General features: G+C 60.6%; 11 protein-coding genes, 1 tRNA gene and 2 pseudogenes. 12 read left to right on the top strand and 2 right to left on the bottom strand.

From position 1 onward, the window contains the following. Positions 1–413 precede the first annotated feature (413 nt). The 3 genes from QQS53_RS12465 to QQS53_RS12455 all read left to right on the top strand — a co-directional run bounded on the left by QQS53_RS12465 (position 414) and on the right by QQS53_RS12455 (position 2,190). Positions 414–851, top strand: a complete 438-nt coding sequence (locus tag QQS53_RS12465; RefSeq protein WP_472776110.1) for a hypothetical protein — start codon at positions 414–416, stop codon at positions 849–851. Between the two features lie 213 nt (positions 852–1,064). Beyond that, a complete protein-coding gene (locus QQS53_RS12460; RefSeq protein ID WP_472776109.1) occupies positions 1,065–1,607 on the top strand; it encodes a hypothetical protein in 543 nt (180 codons plus the stop codon). A 376-nt stretch (positions 1,608–1,983) separates the two neighbouring features. Beyond that, positions 1,984–2,190, top strand: a complete 207-nt coding sequence (locus QQS53_RS12455) for a hypothetical protein (RefSeq protein WP_472776108.1) — start codon at positions 1,984–1,986, stop codon at positions 2,188–2,190. 31 nt (positions 2,191–2,221) lie between these two features. Here the strand turns inward: QQS53_RS12455 and QQS53_RS12450 are convergent, their stop codons facing one another. After that, entirely contained in the window at positions 2,222–2,698 is a 477-nt protein-coding gene (locus QQS53_RS12450) for a hypothetical protein (protein WP_472776107.1), read from the bottom strand. Between the two features lie 360 nt (positions 2,699–3,058). Between QQS53_RS12450 and QQS53_RS12445 the strand changes: the two are divergent. After that, positions 3,059–4,409: pseudogene (locus tag QQS53_RS12445) on the top strand (IS256 family transposase). Between the two features lie 43 nt (positions 4,410–4,452). Beyond that, positions 4,453–4,896 (top strand): annotated as a pseudogene (locus QQS53_RS12440) (transposase); the annotation flags it as partial. A 488-nt stretch (positions 4,897–5,384) separates the two neighbouring features. Here QQS53_RS12440 and QQS53_RS12435 read toward each other — a convergent pair. Further along, positions 5,385–5,469: transfer RNA gene (locus QQS53_RS12435), tRNA-Leu, on the bottom strand. Positions 5,470–5,684: 215 nt separating this feature from the next. On the opposite strand from QQS53_RS12435, the gene QQS53_RS12430 reads away from it, so the two are divergent. The 7 genes from QQS53_RS12430 to pknB are packed head-to-tail and all read left to right on the top strand — an operon-like array spanning position 5,685 to position 14,628. Then, positions 5,685–6,503: a DUF3662 and FHA domain-containing protein gene (locus QQS53_RS12430; protein ID WP_472776106.1), complete on the top strand. Its 819-nt coding sequence runs from the start codon at positions 5,685–5,687 to the stop codon at positions 6,501–6,503. Positions 6,504–6,530: 27 nt separating this feature from the next. Next, complete coding sequence (locus QQS53_RS12425; RefSeq protein ID WP_290223960.1) at positions 6,531–6,992, top strand: FHA domain-containing protein FhaB/FipA; 462 nt, start codon at positions 6,531–6,533, stop codon at positions 6,990–6,992. Beyond that, positions 6,992–8,401: a PP2C family protein-serine/threonine phosphatase gene (locus QQS53_RS12420; RefSeq protein WP_472776105.1), complete on the top strand. Its 1,410-nt coding sequence runs from the start codon at positions 6,992–6,994 to the stop codon at positions 8,399–8,401. The genes QQS53_RS12425 and QQS53_RS12420 overlap by 1 nt, the downstream gene beginning before the upstream one ends. Continuing rightward, complete coding sequence (locus QQS53_RS12415) at positions 8,402–9,751, top strand: FtsW/RodA/SpoVE family cell cycle protein (protein WP_472776104.1); 1,350 nt, start codon at positions 8,402–8,404, stop codon at positions 9,749–9,751. Next, positions 9,748–11,199, top strand: a complete 1,452-nt coding sequence (locus QQS53_RS12410) for a penicillin-binding transpeptidase domain-containing protein (RefSeq protein WP_472776103.1) — start codon at positions 9,748–9,750, stop codon at positions 11,197–11,199. The genes QQS53_RS12415 and QQS53_RS12410 overlap by 4 nt, the downstream gene beginning before the upstream one ends. Continuing rightward, positions 11,199–12,710 carry a serine/threonine-protein kinase gene (locus QQS53_RS12405; protein WP_472776102.1) on the top strand — a complete coding sequence of 504 codons (1,512 nt, stop codon included), beginning with the start codon at positions 11,199–11,201 and terminating at the stop codon, positions 12,708–12,710. The genes QQS53_RS12410 and QQS53_RS12405 overlap by 1 nt, the downstream gene beginning before the upstream one ends. Beyond that, a complete protein-coding gene (gene pknB, locus QQS53_RS12400; RefSeq protein ID WP_472776101.1) occupies positions 12,700–14,628 on the top strand; it encodes a Stk1 family PASTA domain-containing Ser/Thr kinase in 1,929 nt (642 codons plus the stop codon). The genes QQS53_RS12405 and pknB overlap by 11 nt, the downstream gene beginning before the upstream one ends. Positions 14,629–14,676: the final 48 nt, after the last annotated feature.

Here is a 14,676-nt window from a genome sequence, read left to right as displayed (position 1 = left end):
ACCACCAGTAAAAAAGAAATAGCTGCCTAACCACTAGGTAGCTCCACTACGTGTCCACGATTTGCGGGCAACCCCACATTCACAGTTCCTGGTCAGAAATACGAACTCGGCTACACGCTCGCATCCTTAATCATGTGGTGGGATCGTCGAGTCAAAGACGGAGTTCTCAAAGAAACCGACAACAGCTTCATCCTCGACAAGGATTACGCCGGTAGCGTCTTCGATCAGCTTCGCCAAGGAAAGATCCGAAACTAGCTTTTACAGAATTGTTGTCCCTGCGCCCAGCACTTAAAAGCAATCGCCCAAAGTAGAGGACACCAATACTAAACGCTGGAGCACACTTCTCCGCTATAGTGGAGTCACATTCTCGACCTCCTGCCAACAGCGATGGCGGGATGATTGGCGGTAGTAAAATGCGCACTTCCATTCTCTCCACTGTGGTGGCAACTCTCCTGACTGTTTGTGCTTCCCCAGCTGCGTTTGCAACTGAATATAGTCCTAAAGCGGAGGAAAATCCTTACTCAATTTTAGAGCTATCCCAAGGAGAATCTGTTTCAGTTCCTCATGGATATGACATCGGTTTTGTAGAAGAAAAGCCATCTTTTACTCAGATGGCTCGTTCTGCCAATACCGCTCCATCCTGCGTCCAGGCGAGGGTGGAAAAACTTGCTGTCCAGGTTTATAACAACTGCGATTCCGATATGAGGGTCAAAGTTATTATGACCGCTAACACGTCTCCTATTTTGGGGGCTAAAGACAGCGCCTGCAATACGATTGCTCCAGGTACCAGGTCAAATGTTAGATGGATCATCCGCGGAAACGAGAAAGTAGATAGGGTAGAACTTTGCTAAGAAATATTTCAAAAACCTCCAAGTGGATCATTTCTATTCCGGTTGCCTTTTCACTACTGTTCGTTAGCCCAGCTCCAGCTTTTTCGGCTGTGAAAAAAAATGAACTGGGCATGTTCACAGTGAAGTGCCAAGTGGTGAAGAATGAACCGGGAAACCCAGTAGTAGGGTTGGTTTACGGTAATCATCCGAAAGATCCTACAAAGGCGGAAAAAGATGCGGATTTGTACACGAACAAATTCGGAAAAAATGTGCATAAAAGACACTGCTACCCTCAGCCTAGGTATACAAATTCTGGAGCTTTCACTGCAGACGGTGATCCGATTTAATATGTTGGGCGAAACTCTTCTTTTTACGACTTACTTCCTCGCTCGACAGTCTGACCTTGAACAATTCCATAAACAGTATTTAAAAAGGGTGGATAAGACTCGAGAGATCACAGAGATTCTCTATGTAACTGACGAAATTACACATGGGGGAGACGAAGTAATTCGCGAAGTCATGATGCAAGATTTCCGTAGGGATATGCGAGACTTTGGCACTTACCCATTTGATGAATCTGAATGGGGTTTGTATAGCCTTTCATGTGTGGCTAAAGACGTTGACGAACCCGCCATGGAAGGGGCTGGTGTCTCTCGGCTATGGCGTGATTTGGCATTAGGTGAAGAGACAGTACCTAGGGAATTTACCAGTCATGTAAAAGCCGTTAATGTGTCGAGCGATGGCAGAGGGTTCCCTCTGGGATCTATTTGTGCTTGATTGTGATCCAGAGATTCAACGGAATATCCATATGATAAATGCCGTCACATCTTGATTAAGGCGTCAGCGTGTAGTCTGGGCGATTAGGCTAATCGCTGGTGCACATATCCGGTGGCTTCATTTCTGGTACTAAATCGCTTCGCGAAGCACCAATGGCCAAAGTTTTGACAGGCGAGCAGACGCATGTATCGCGCGATTTAGGGAATCCTACGCCATATCATCCCCACCGTCGTTGTTTTCCCACACACCTCCTCTCGCGTTGATCGTCGCGATAACCATGGGCCACAGCCAAGTATCCTCGATCTGCAAAACGCTAGACCGTAGGCTGAGTTGTACGAAGTTACTTCTTTTCTCTTACCTGCATCCTGTTCTCGCCATGTATTTGACTGGAAGAATTCTCTATATAGATGACGCGACGGTGGAAATGCAACAGGCCCCATTTGCCCAGGAAGAGTTAAAAGCGGTTAGTGATGTGGCGGATACGCTGGTGTCTCTTACTGTTTCAGAAACACCACTATATGGTTTTAACGATGGCAGCGACGTAGTCCCTCAATGGTTTAACCTGGAAAAAGGTCTAGACTAAAAAATAAATCCGATAAGACATAAGGAAGAGGTTAGCCGTGACCCGTTAGCGGAATGTAAAACTCTGTGTCCACGGTTCTGTCTGCTTTCATCCTTCTCAATTCCATAAAATGCTGAGGAACGTTGTTGCTAACTTCCCCAAGCCACTCGATTTTATCTCCTGATCCATAGTCCAAGTCCCCGGCAAATGGGTCTCCAGCAAGTTGATCCGCCCAACCTTTTACAGCAGTATCTTCCTCCGAAGAGACGCCCCCAGTACTCGGTATTGGGGGCAATTCCATACCAAGATACGCAAGCCCTCGCGTGGACATTACTGAAAATACGCAGTAGACGAATTGGGGAGTTCTCCAAGCCGCTCTAAGCTCGACAGCCCCTGGGGAAATCAGGTTTTCTTCAGCGAAATATCTCTTCAAAAGAGAATTCATATAGCCCCCGAAAGCTGATACGCTCCACTCAGTCTTCATGTTCCACACTCCACATTTCAATGCGCCAAAATTTTTGTCCTGCACCAATTCACTGTACTTTACAACCGAAAAATGGCTTAAGGGACATTTCGTGTGGATTTGCGGCGTGTCGCGTTAAGGGGCATTTGGGGATGTGGACCCTTTGTTAGACAGTGTCGGATGCGGTTTGTTGGTACCGGTGTTCCAGTAATGCGGTACTGGGGTGTTCCGGGTAGTTGATGCTGGCCCGGGTCAAGCAATACCCAGCTTGGACCCGGACCGAGTGGTGTGTACTTAGGTGTCTGGGTCTACTGGGGCGGTAGCTTTGCGCATATCAAAGTCTCCGATTCGGTATGAAGCGTCCTGGGTTGAGGGTGTCAGGAAGTTTGTGTGTGAGGCTCTGATCTAGAAGGAGTTTCACCGATAATGACTACGGTGTCACCGAAGAAAAGCCATGACCCGGCGAGGGTCAACGAGATCCGCGAGAAGCTGATGGAAAACCCTGAGGTCGCCAGCTTGATCAGCGAGCTGTCGGCTTCCGCTGATGATGCAAGCGAGCTGGTCAAAGGCCTGTTACAGGCATCGATCAACGCCGGTCTTAAGGCGGAGATGGAAGCGCACTTGGGCTACGGCCATTCCGACCGCAACGCCAAAGCCCAGGTCGAAACCTCACAGGAGAATAACCACCGCAACGGCTCGTAGATCAAGACCGTCAATTCTGGATACGGCGCGGTGGAAGTAACTGTGCCCAGGGATCGTGCCGGCACGTTTATTCCCCGCATGGTGCCCCGGGGCGCACGCAGGCTCACAGAGCTCGACGACATGATCGTCTCGCTCTACGCCGGCGGGATGACAGTGCGCGATATTTGCCATCATCTCGCGACCACCCTTGGGGTGGATATGAGCCCCGATACGATCAGCACCATGACCGATGCGGTCGTGGAAGAGGTCATGATCTGGCACAACCGCCAGCTCGACGAGTTGTACCCGGTGATCTTCCTCGACGCCCTACGCGTGAAGATCCGTGACGGCCACCGCGTGGTCAACAAGGCGTGCTACATGGCGGTTGGTGTCGACATGGACGGCATCAAGCACATCCTGGGATTGTGGATCGCTGACAATGAAGGCGCCGCATTCTAGGCATCGGTGTGCGCAGATCTGGCCAACCGCGGGGTCCAGGACGTGTTCATCGTCTGCTGTGACGGGCTCAAAGGCCTGCCTGAAGCAGTGGAGGCAACCTGGCCGAATTCCATGGTGCAGACCTGCATTGTGCACCTGATTCGAGCTGCGAACCGGGTGGGTGTCTTATCAGGACCGCAAATCTGTCTCCCGCGCGCTGCGTGAGGTCTACACTGCTACCAATGAGGACACCGCACGCGCCACCCTGGATGCTTTCGAGGCCAGTGAACTGGGCCTAAAATACCCCCAGTCGGTCACAGTCTGGCGCGACGCCTGGCAGCGGTTCGTGCCGTTTCTACAGTTCCCGCCTGCGGCCAGGCGAGTGCTCTACACCACCAATTCGATCGAGTCACTCAACGCGCAACTGCATAAAGCTACCCGTAACCAGGGCCAATTCCCGAACGATACCGCGGCGCTGAAGACGCTGTGGCTGATAATCTGCAACACCGAAGACAAGCGTGCTGCCCAGCGGGCGAAGAAAGCCAAGCGCAACATAAAGTGCAACGGCTATATTGAAGGAGCGAAAGCCACCGGGTGGAAACAAGCCATCAACCAACTAGCCGTGGCTTACCCCAACCGATTCGCGGACTACCTGTAAACCAAGCCCCCGCACACAAACAATCAGACACTCTCCAGCCGCGTTGAAAAAGATCTACACCGCCGCAGACGAGTCCACAGCCCGTGCTGCTTTGGACGAATGTGAAGCCTCTGAATTGGGAGAAAAGTATCCCCGCTCAGTCAAGGTCTGGCAGGACGCGTGGGGGCGGTTTGTCCCGTTTCTGCAGTTCCCACCAGCAGCCAGGAAGGTAATCTATACGACGAACTCCATTGAGTCGTTTCACAATGAACTACGTAAAGCTACTCGCAATAGGGTGCAGTTCACTAACGATGAATCAGCACTGAAGACGCTGTGGCTGATGATCTGCAACATTGAAGACAAACGAGCTGCAAAGAGGGCAAAGCAGGGCAAACGAATCTCAGCGACAGCCGGCAGACTCATGGAAGGAGCCCGAGTTTCCGGCTGGAAACAAGCCATCAACCAAATGGCCGTGGCCTACCCCGACCATTTCGACAAATACCCGTAAACCTAACCCCCCACACAAACAACTTGACACGCTCCCTAAATGGGATCTCAAGCCAAGGATGGTTTAAACACACTGGCGTTCCCGTACAACGAATCCCTAGAACTGGCTGGCCTATGGGCCCCGGCTGAGATACATCGAACAAAACGCCGCAGAGCCCAAAACGAACTACGAGATCATCCAATAAACTATTGGCCTCTCGAGATTGTCAACCAAACCAAGGCAAACATCAAGCCTCGAATTGACTGCCTACACAGTAAGTCGAAGACTCAAAGAAAGGCTGCCAGACAGGACAACAAGCAAGGTGATTTGTTGACACCATCGAAAACAAAATTCGAAAGACGTGTCGGCCGGCGCGGGCGGGATTTAGGATGTAAATCCCCACACTTGCAATCCTCGACCGGAAAAGTTCAGAAAAACAAAAGACCGGAGGTCACGAACCCTTTCGAGTTTGTTACCTCCGGTGTTGCAGTTTGTTTAACTGCGCGCTGTGCCCGGGGCGGGACTTGAACCCGCACGTCCTATAAGGACACTGGCACCTGAAGCCAGCGCGTCTGCCAATTCCGCCACCCGGGCTGGGTATTGCCTGTCTTGGCGACTAGATAAAGATAGCACGGGACACCCACATACTTACAAATCCGCAGCTAGTACGCCGGAAAATGAGTGAGATCTACGCATCAATTGCGGGAACTTTTCGGGCTCCGGCTACGTTTTAGTGCTATACGCGGCCTATAATGGTTGAGGTTTATTACCAGAGCCGAATACATCCACGTTCGAAGGAGGACCGCAGCATGGCACTCATGGAAAAGCTTGCCAAGTTTGACTCTGCCCTGCAGCGCGGACTGGACAACGGGATGGCTTTCGTCTTCGGCGGCCGCGTTGTGCCCGCCGAGATCGAAGAGCTGCTCAAGCAGGAGGTCCAAGACAACCTCACACGCGGAGAAGACGACAACCTCTACAGCCCCAATGTGGTGCTCGTGGGAGTCAGTTCCAAGGACCTGGAAAACCTCTCCCAAGACCCGCAAATCCCGCAGAACCTGGCCGACCAGCTGTCGCGGTTTATCCGCAACAGCGGCTGGGGTCTGGCGGGACCCGTCATCGTTCGCATCGCCGAAGAATCCGGACTCCGCACCGGCCAGTTGCGGGTTTCTTCGTTCATTGACCATGAGCCCGAGGAAGAAATCGGGTTCGACGCCATTTTCCACGAGACCGAAACCCAGGAGGACCAGATGAACAGTAATTCTGCTGACGAGGCCGCCACGACAACCTTTATCCGTCCCGAGCCCACGGACGCGGAACCCGCTACCAGCGGCCCGAGCGTGAATCTTCTCCTCCAGGACGGCTCCTCGCGGACCTACCACGTCCACGAAGGATCCAATATCATTGGACGTTCCAACGATGCCGACTTGCGCCTGCCGGACACCGGGGTCTCCCGCCAGCACGCTGAAATCACCTGGAACGGCCAGGACGCAGTCCTGGTGGACCTCCAGTCCACCAACGGCACCACGGTTAATGACACGCCCATCGAAAACTGGCTGCTGGCCGACGGCGACGTCATCACCCTGGGGCATTCGCACATCGAGGTGCGAATCACCGGGCTGGACAATTAAACCCCAATAGTTTTTAGGAGGTCACCGATGGATTCATTCGTGCTGCTCGCGCTGCGAATCGGCCTGTTGGTCTTACTGTGGCTGTTTATCCTGGTGGCCTTGAATGCCATGCGACTGGATGCCAACAAGGCGGCCCGCACCGGCGGCAGTAGCGTCGGCCCCGTCGCCGCAGTGCGCCGGAAGGACCGCAAAGAAAAGCCGCGCCACATCACCGTGGCCGAAGGCCCGCTACAGGGATCCCACATGGCTCTGGGCACCCTGGAGGACATCACGCTGGGCCGCGCGCAGGACTGCGACTTCGTCCTGGGCGACGACTTCGCCTCCTCCCACCACGCGCGCCTGTTCCGTCGCGGTTCCCAGTGGTTCGTGGAAGACCTCGAGTCCCGCAACGGCACCTTCGTCGCGGGAACGCGCATCGACCAGGCAGAACGCATCGAAGTGGGAACGGATATTAAGATGGGTCGCACTATCGTAAGGCTGGTTGCCTAATGCTGAAACTACATTTCACCGCCGCTTCGGACCGCGGCTTGGTCCGCAAGAACAACGAAGACTCGGCCTACGCCGGGCCTTATCTTTTAGTCCTGGCCGACGGGATGGGCGGTCACGCCGCCGGCGAGGTCGCCTCCCAGCTCATGGTCGAGCACCTGGAGCACTTAAACCGCGACCCAGAAGACAACGACATGCTGGCGCTGCTAGGCGGCGCCGCAAACGACGCCAACACGTCGATCGCCAACCACATCAAGGACCACCCCGAGACCGAGGGCATGGGCACCACCCTGACGGCCATGATGTTCAACGGCACCCAGTTCGGCGTCTGCCACGTGGGTGACTCGCGCGGCTACCGCCTGCGCGACGGGAAGCTGACCCAGATCACCAAGGACGACACCTTCGTGCAGTCTCTGGTGGACGAGGGCAAGCTCGATCCGAGCGACGTGTCCTCCCACCCGCAGAAATCACTCATCCTCAAGGCATATACCGGCCGCTCAGTGGAACCGACGCTGTTCATGCTGGACGCTAAGCCCGGCGACCGGCTGCTGCTGTGCTCCGACGGGCTCTCGGATCCCGTCACGGCCTCCACCATCGAGGACGCCCTCCAGCAGGGCACCGTGGAAGAAGCCGCCCAGCGGCTGATCGAACTCGCGCTGCGCTCCGGCGGGCCGGACAACGTCACTATGGTCATCGCCGAGGTCGTCGAAAGCGACGAGGCGCCGGCCGAGCCGGTGGCCGTGGGTGCTTTGGCCGGGGATACCCCGGAGCCGACCCACCCGGATTCGGCGGCCAGTCGCGCTGCGGCGCTGGAGCGGCGCCCCCAGGTCATCGAGCCGCACACGAACCAGTCCGCCGGCCAGCCGCGCGAGACCTCCGCGCCGGCCCGCCTAGTCGCCGAGGAAGAAGCGGCCGACGAGGAGCCCGATCGCCGCCGGAAAAGCTCCCGCGGCACCTGGATCGCCACCACGGTCGTCCTGGCCGTGCTGATCGCCGCCATCGCCGGCGTGGGCGTGTGGGGAAAGAACTACCTGGACAACAACTACTACGTCACCACCGCCGGGGCGAACGAGGAAATCCAGCTCGAGCGCGGCGCCGACTTCTCGGTCTTCGGGAAGGACTTGCACGAGACCTACCAGGTCGCCTGCCTCGGCAAGGATGGCGCACTACGGCTCAGCAACGGCTCCTGCGACGCCGGGTTCAACCCGCTCAAGGTCGAAGACCTGCCGGCCACCGAGCGCGGCGTGGTCCACAACCTCGACTCCGGCAGCTACGACGAGGTCCAGGGCCAACTGACCCGGCTGGCCGATAACGCTCTGCCGGTCTGCCGCGATAAGGCGGACAACCAAGAGGACAAGAAGGACAACGGCTTCCGGCGCGAGCCGGGCGTGAACTGCCGGGAGGTGAACTAGATGCTGAAGCAATTTGTTGGGCGCACCACTGAGCTGTGGCTGCTGGTAGCGGCCACGGTGGTCTTCGCGATCACGCTGGTGAGCCTCGAGCTGTCCCAGGGCAATATCCTGTCTGTGGACGTGCTCTACCTCATCGGCGGATTCATCGGGGTTTTCGCCGTCGCCCACTGGGCGCTGTGCCTGCTGGCCCCGCACGCGGATCAGATCATGCTGCCGGTCACGGCGGTGCTCAACGGCATCGGGCTCATCATGATCCAACGCCTGGACCTGGCCTTGGGCCGCGACCTGGCCGTGCGGCAGGTCATGTGGACCATCGCGGGGCTCATCCTGTTCATCGCCGTGCTGGCCATCGTGCGTGATCACCGCTCGCTGACCCGCTTTTCTTACCTGCTGGGGCTGGTCGGCCTGATCCTGCTGGCGCTGCCGCTGGTCTGGCCGCAGCCCGCGCAGGCCGACGCGCGCATCTGGATGAAGATCGGGCCGTTTTCCATCCAGCCGGGCGAGTTTTCCAAGATTCTCCTGCTGCTCTTCTTCGCCATGCTGCTGGTCCAGAAGCGCTCGCTGTTCACGGTGGCGGGCTACCGCTTCCTGGGCCTGTCGCTGCCGCGTCTGCGCGACCTCGCGCCCATCCTGGTGGTCTGGGGCATTGCGATCGTCATCATGGGCGTGTCGAACGACTTCGGCCCGGCCCTGCTGCTGTTCTCCACGGTGCTGGGCATGCTCTACATGGCCACCGGGCGCGTGTCCTGGCTGGCCATCGGCGTGGTGCTCGTGGCCATCGGCGGCTTCGGGATTGCGCAGATTTCCACCAAGATCCAGGATCGCTTCTCCAACTTCCTCGATCCGCTGGGCAACTACGACAGCAACGGCTTCCAGCTGTCCCAGGCGCTGTTCGGCATGTCCTCCGGCGGGATCACCGGCTCCGGCCTCGGCCAGGGCCACCCGGACATCATTCCGGTGGTTTTTTCCGACTTCATCATGGCCGGCATCGGCGAGGAATTCGGCCTCATCGGCCTCGCCGGGATCCTGATCCTGTTCGCGCTGCTGGCCTCCCGCGGTTTTCGCACCGCGCTCAGCGTCAAGGACTCCTACGGCAAGCTGGTCGCGGCCGGCCTGTCGCTGACCCTGGTCATCCAGGTCTTCGTCGTGGTCGGCGGCATCTCCGCGCTGCTGCCGATGACCGGCCTGACCACGCCTTTCATTGCGGCCGGCGGTTCCTCGCTGATGGCTAACTACATCCTGCTGGCGCTGCTGCTGCGGATCTCGAATTCCGCCCGCCGCCCGGCCGAGGAAGCCCAGGCCGGTGCCGGCACGTCCTTGTTCCCCGCCGTCCAGGAGGCTCAGCGATGAATAAGACCATCCGCTTTACCGCTATCTTCTCCCTGATCTTGACCGCCATCCTGCTGGTCAACCTCACGGTGGTGCAGGCCTTCAGCGAGGACAAGTACGCCAAAAACCCGAAGAATATGCGGGAGTTCTACCAGCTGCAGACCATCGCCCGCGGGCAGATTTACGCCGGCAACACCGTGCTGGCGCAGTCCGTTCCCGACGGCAATGGCGAAGGCGGCGACGACGAGACCTACTCGCGCATCTACCCGACCCAGTCCCCCGCCTTCGGCCCGGTGACCGGCTACCTGTCCTCCCAGTTCGGCGCCTCCCAGCTGGAGTCCTCGCAGAACGAGATTCTCAACGGCACCGATGATTCGCTGCTGAAGCAGAACTGGCTGGACAAGCTGACCGGCGAGCAGCCGGACGGCGCCAACGTCGAGGTCACCATCGACCCGCAGCTCCAGCAGCTGGCCTACGACCAGCTGGTGGGGCCGGGCTACCAGGGCTCGGCGGTCGCGCTGCAGCCGTCCACTGGGCGCGTTTTGGCGATGGCTTCCTCGCCGAGCTTCGACGCGAACTCCGTGGTGGGCGATCCCAACGCGGAGGACAACTGGGCCGCGCTGCAGGAGGCCGACGGCGCTCCCCTGCTCAACCACGCCACGCAGGAAACGCTGCCGCCGGGCTCCATCTTCAAGATCATCACGACCGCGGCGGGTCTGAACAACGGCTTCACGCCGTCGTCGACCCTGACCGGCCAGGCCTCGATCACGCTGCCGAACACCACGACCCAGCTGACCAACTACGCCAACCAGTCCTGCGGCGGCTCGGACTCGGTGACGCTGCAGACGGCCTTCGCCCTGTCCTGCAACACGGCCTTCGTCCAGATGAGCGAGGGCATCGGCGCCGACGAGCTGCGCAAATATGCCGAGGCCTTCGGCGTGGGCGAAAACTACGACCTCGGGGTGGACACCTCCCCGGGCAACCTGGGCGAGCTGCCGGATCCGGCCGCGACCGCCCAGTCGGCCATCGGCCAGCGCGACGTAACCATGTCCGCCCTGCAGGCCGCCATCATGGCCGGCACCGTGGCCAACGAGGGCAAACGCATGGAGCCGCGCCTCATCAAGCGGATCACGGATTCGCAGATGCAGGAGGTCCGCGAGATCAAGCCGAAGGAGGCCACCGAGGCGATTACCCCGGAGACGGCCGCGACCCTGCGGGATCTGATGTTCGCCTCCGAGCGATCCACGTCCGGCTACGACGGCAATTCCTTTGCTTCCAAGACCGGTACCGCCGAGCATGGCGACGGATTGCCCCCGCATACGTGGTATGTTGCATTCGATCCGGACCGCGATATTGCCGTGGCCGTGGTGGTCAAGGACGGCGGCAACCTGGGCCAGTCCGCCACGGGCGGCCAGGTGGCCGCGCCGATCGGGCGCGCCATGCTTCAGGCCTACGGAGGAGAGCAGTAATGAACCACGCCGAACACCAAGAACGCTTCCAGGCGCTCATCGGTGATGATTACCGCCTGCAGTGGGTCATCGGGCACGGCGGCATGTCCACCGTGTGGCTGGCGGACGACGTCCGCAACGACCGCGAGGTCGCCATCAAGATCCTGCGCCCGGAGTTCTCCGACAACAACGAGTTCCTCTCCCGCTTCCGCAACGAGGCCGAAGCCGCCGAGTCCATCGACTCCACCAACGTGGTGGCCACCTACGACTACCGCGAAATTGATGATCCGGTGGGCACGACCTTCTGCTTCATTGCCATGGAATACGTCCGCGGCGAGTCCCTGGCCGACATGCTGGCCCGCGAGGGTTCCCTGCCGGAGGAGATGGCGCTCGACGTGATGGAGCAGGCCGCCCACGGCCTGTCCATTATTCACCGCATGGGCCTAGTGCACCGCGACATCAAGCCCGGCAACCTGCTGATTACCCAGAACGGCCGGGTCAAGATCACCGACTTCGGCATCGCCAAGGCCGCCGCGGCGGTCCCGCTGACCCGCACCGGCATGGTGGTGGGCACCGCGCAGTACGTCTCCCCCGAGCAGGCGCAGGGCCGCGAGGTCTCCCCCGCCTCCGACGTCTACTCGCTGGGCGTGGTCGGCTACGAGATGCTGGCGGGCCACCGCCCGTTCACCGGAGATTCCTCGGTCTCTGTAGCGCTGGCGCACATCAGCCAGGCACCGGAGCCGCTGTCGACGAATATTTCCGCGCCGGTGCGCGAGCTGGTGGGCATCGCCCTGCGCAAGGACCAGCACACCCGCTACGCCGACGGCAACGAGCTGGCCAACGCCGTCTCCGCCGTACGGCTGGGCAAGCGCCCGCCGCAGCCGCAATCCGCGGCCGTGGCCCCGATTGCCACCGAACCTTCGCCGACGGCCTCGACCCAGATGCTGGGCGATACCGCCAACCCGACCACGGTGCGGCCGGCCCCGGCCCCGGTCGCGGACACGCGCGACAAGCACCTGGCCCAGGAAAAGGCCCGCGCCAACAAGCAGGCCCAGAAGAACAAGAAGAAGGGCTCGGCGGGCGCGAACTTCGGCATCGGTCTGCTCATCGCCCTGATCGTCGTCGTGCTGGTCGGCGGCGGATTCCTGCTGGCCCAGCAGCTGGCCGGCGACCGTGGTTCCAGCGAACCCACCAGCACGCCGCCGTCGGTCGTGACCGAATGGGTGGAGCCGTCCACGGAGGAAGCCGAGACCGTCACCGAGACCGAGGTCGAGGAGCCCGAACCCTCCCGGACCGAGGAGCCGGAGCCGGAGACCCGCGAGCGCACGGAAACGCCCACGCCGCGTCCGACCACGCGCCGCGAGCAGCCGACCACGCGCCAGGACACCCCGACGCCCGAGCTGCCGGAGATGACGGAGGCCCCGTCGCTGCCGACGGAGGAGCTGGAAGAAAACATCGAGGACCTGTTCAATAATTCGCCGCAGGCGTCTGATTACACCAACCAAGGGGGTGGAACCACCAATGCTGGGTGATCGTTACGAACGCGGTGAACTCATTGGTTCCGGTGGTATGTCCGAGGTCTACGCGGCCCAGGACACCATGCTGGGCCGCGAGGTGGCCATCAAGATGCTGCGCCCGGAGATGGCGCACGACACCAATTTCCGCGAGCGCTTCCGCCGCGAGGCGCAGAATTCGGGCCGCCTCAACCACCCGAATATCGTCGCCGTCTTCGACACCGGCGAGGTCGAGGATAACGCCCTGACCATCCCGTACATCGTCATGGAGCTGGTCCACGGGCGCACCCTGCGCGACATCTTCCGCGCGGACGGGCCCATGGCCCCGGAGCAGGCCGCGGAGATCCTGACCCCGGTCGCGGATGCCCTGCAGGCCTCCCACGAGGCCGGCATCATCCACCGCGACGTGAAGCCCGCGAACATCATGCTGACCAACACGGGTCAGGTGAAGGTGATGGACTTCGGCATCGCCCGCGCGCTGGACGACTCCACCTCCGCCATGACGCAGACCTCCGCGGTCATCGGCACTGCGCAGTATCTGTCGCCCGAGCAGGCCCGCGGCAAGGCTGCCGATGCCCGCTCCGACGTCTACGCCCTGGGCTGCGTCATGTACGAGGCCGTCACCGGCCGCACCCCGTTCGAGGGCGAGACCCCGTTTTCCGTGGCCTACCAGCACGTGCAGGAAGATCCCATTCCGCCGTCGGAATACCTGGATGATTCCATCACGCCGACCGGGCGCGTGAACGTGGACGCGGTCATCCTCACGGCGATGGCCAAGCACCCGGCGGATCGCTACCAGTCGGCCCATGAGATGGCCGAGGACCTGCGCCGCCTGGCCCACGGCAACGTCACCCAGGCGGCCCGCGCGCACGTCGAGCCCGAGGCCGAAGCCCCGGCCGCCTCCCACCGCGCGCCGGTGGCCTCCACCCGCCCGGCCTCCCACGCCGCGGAGGAAGAGGAGGGCACCAGCGCCTGGATCAAGTGGCTCACGGCCCTGCTGGCGCTGCTGCTCATCGGCGCCATCGGCTACTTCGCCTGGGACTACCTGAAGCCTTCGGAGACCCCGGACGAGCCCGCGCAGACCGCGGAGATGGTCGAGGTGCCGGAGGTCGAAAACCGTCCGCGCGCCGAGGTCGTCCAGGAGCTCGAAGAGCTGGGCCTGCAGGTCTCGGTCAACGAGGAAGCCCACCCGGAGATTGAGCGCGACCACGTCATCCGCGTGAACCCGGGCCCCGGTTCCCAGCTGCAGAAGAACGCGACCGTGACGCTGACGGTCTCCTCCGGTAAGGAAATCACCGACGTCCCGGACGTGACCGGCTTGGATCTGGAGTCCGCCTCCCGCGCGCTCGACGAGGCCGGTTTGACCCTGTCCGATGACATCACCGAGGAAGACTCCGACGACGTCCCGGCGGGCCAGATCATCTCGCAGTCGCCGGCCCCCGGTTCCCAGCTGTCCAAGGGCTCGAAGGTCAAGGTGACCGTCTCCCAGGGGGTCAAGCAGGTGCGCATCCCGCGCCTGACCGGAATGGACTGGGACGACGCCCGCCAGACCCTGGACTCCCTGGACGTCGAGCCGCAGCTCGAGCTGGTCGACTCCGAGGAGCCGGAAAACCGCGTCCTCGAGGTCCAAAGCGAGGGCCGGCAGGTCGACGCCGGCAGCACCGTGGTGGTGCGCGTGTCCAACGGCATGCTCATGACCGCGCCGGAACTGACCCGCAAGACCGAGGACGAGGCCGTCGAAGCCCTGCGCGAGGCCGGCTGGGAAGGCAACGCCCAGGACCTGCGCGTCGGCCCGCCGATCGGCACCGGGGCCGCCGTAGACTCCGGCAAGATCGGCTGGGCCTCCGTTTCCGCCGGGGACACCATCCGTAAGGACACCAAGGTAGAAGTCCGTTATTGGGAGTTCAACCTGGAAACCCTCGTCACGGGCCGCTAGCCGTGGCGCTGCTAAACTGTGGCGCAACACTAGCCCGGCCCGAATCCG

The sequence above is a fragment of the Corynebacterium sp. 2571A genome (assembly GCF_055700935.1).
This window is presented reverse-complemented; position numbering and strand designations above follow the sequence as displayed.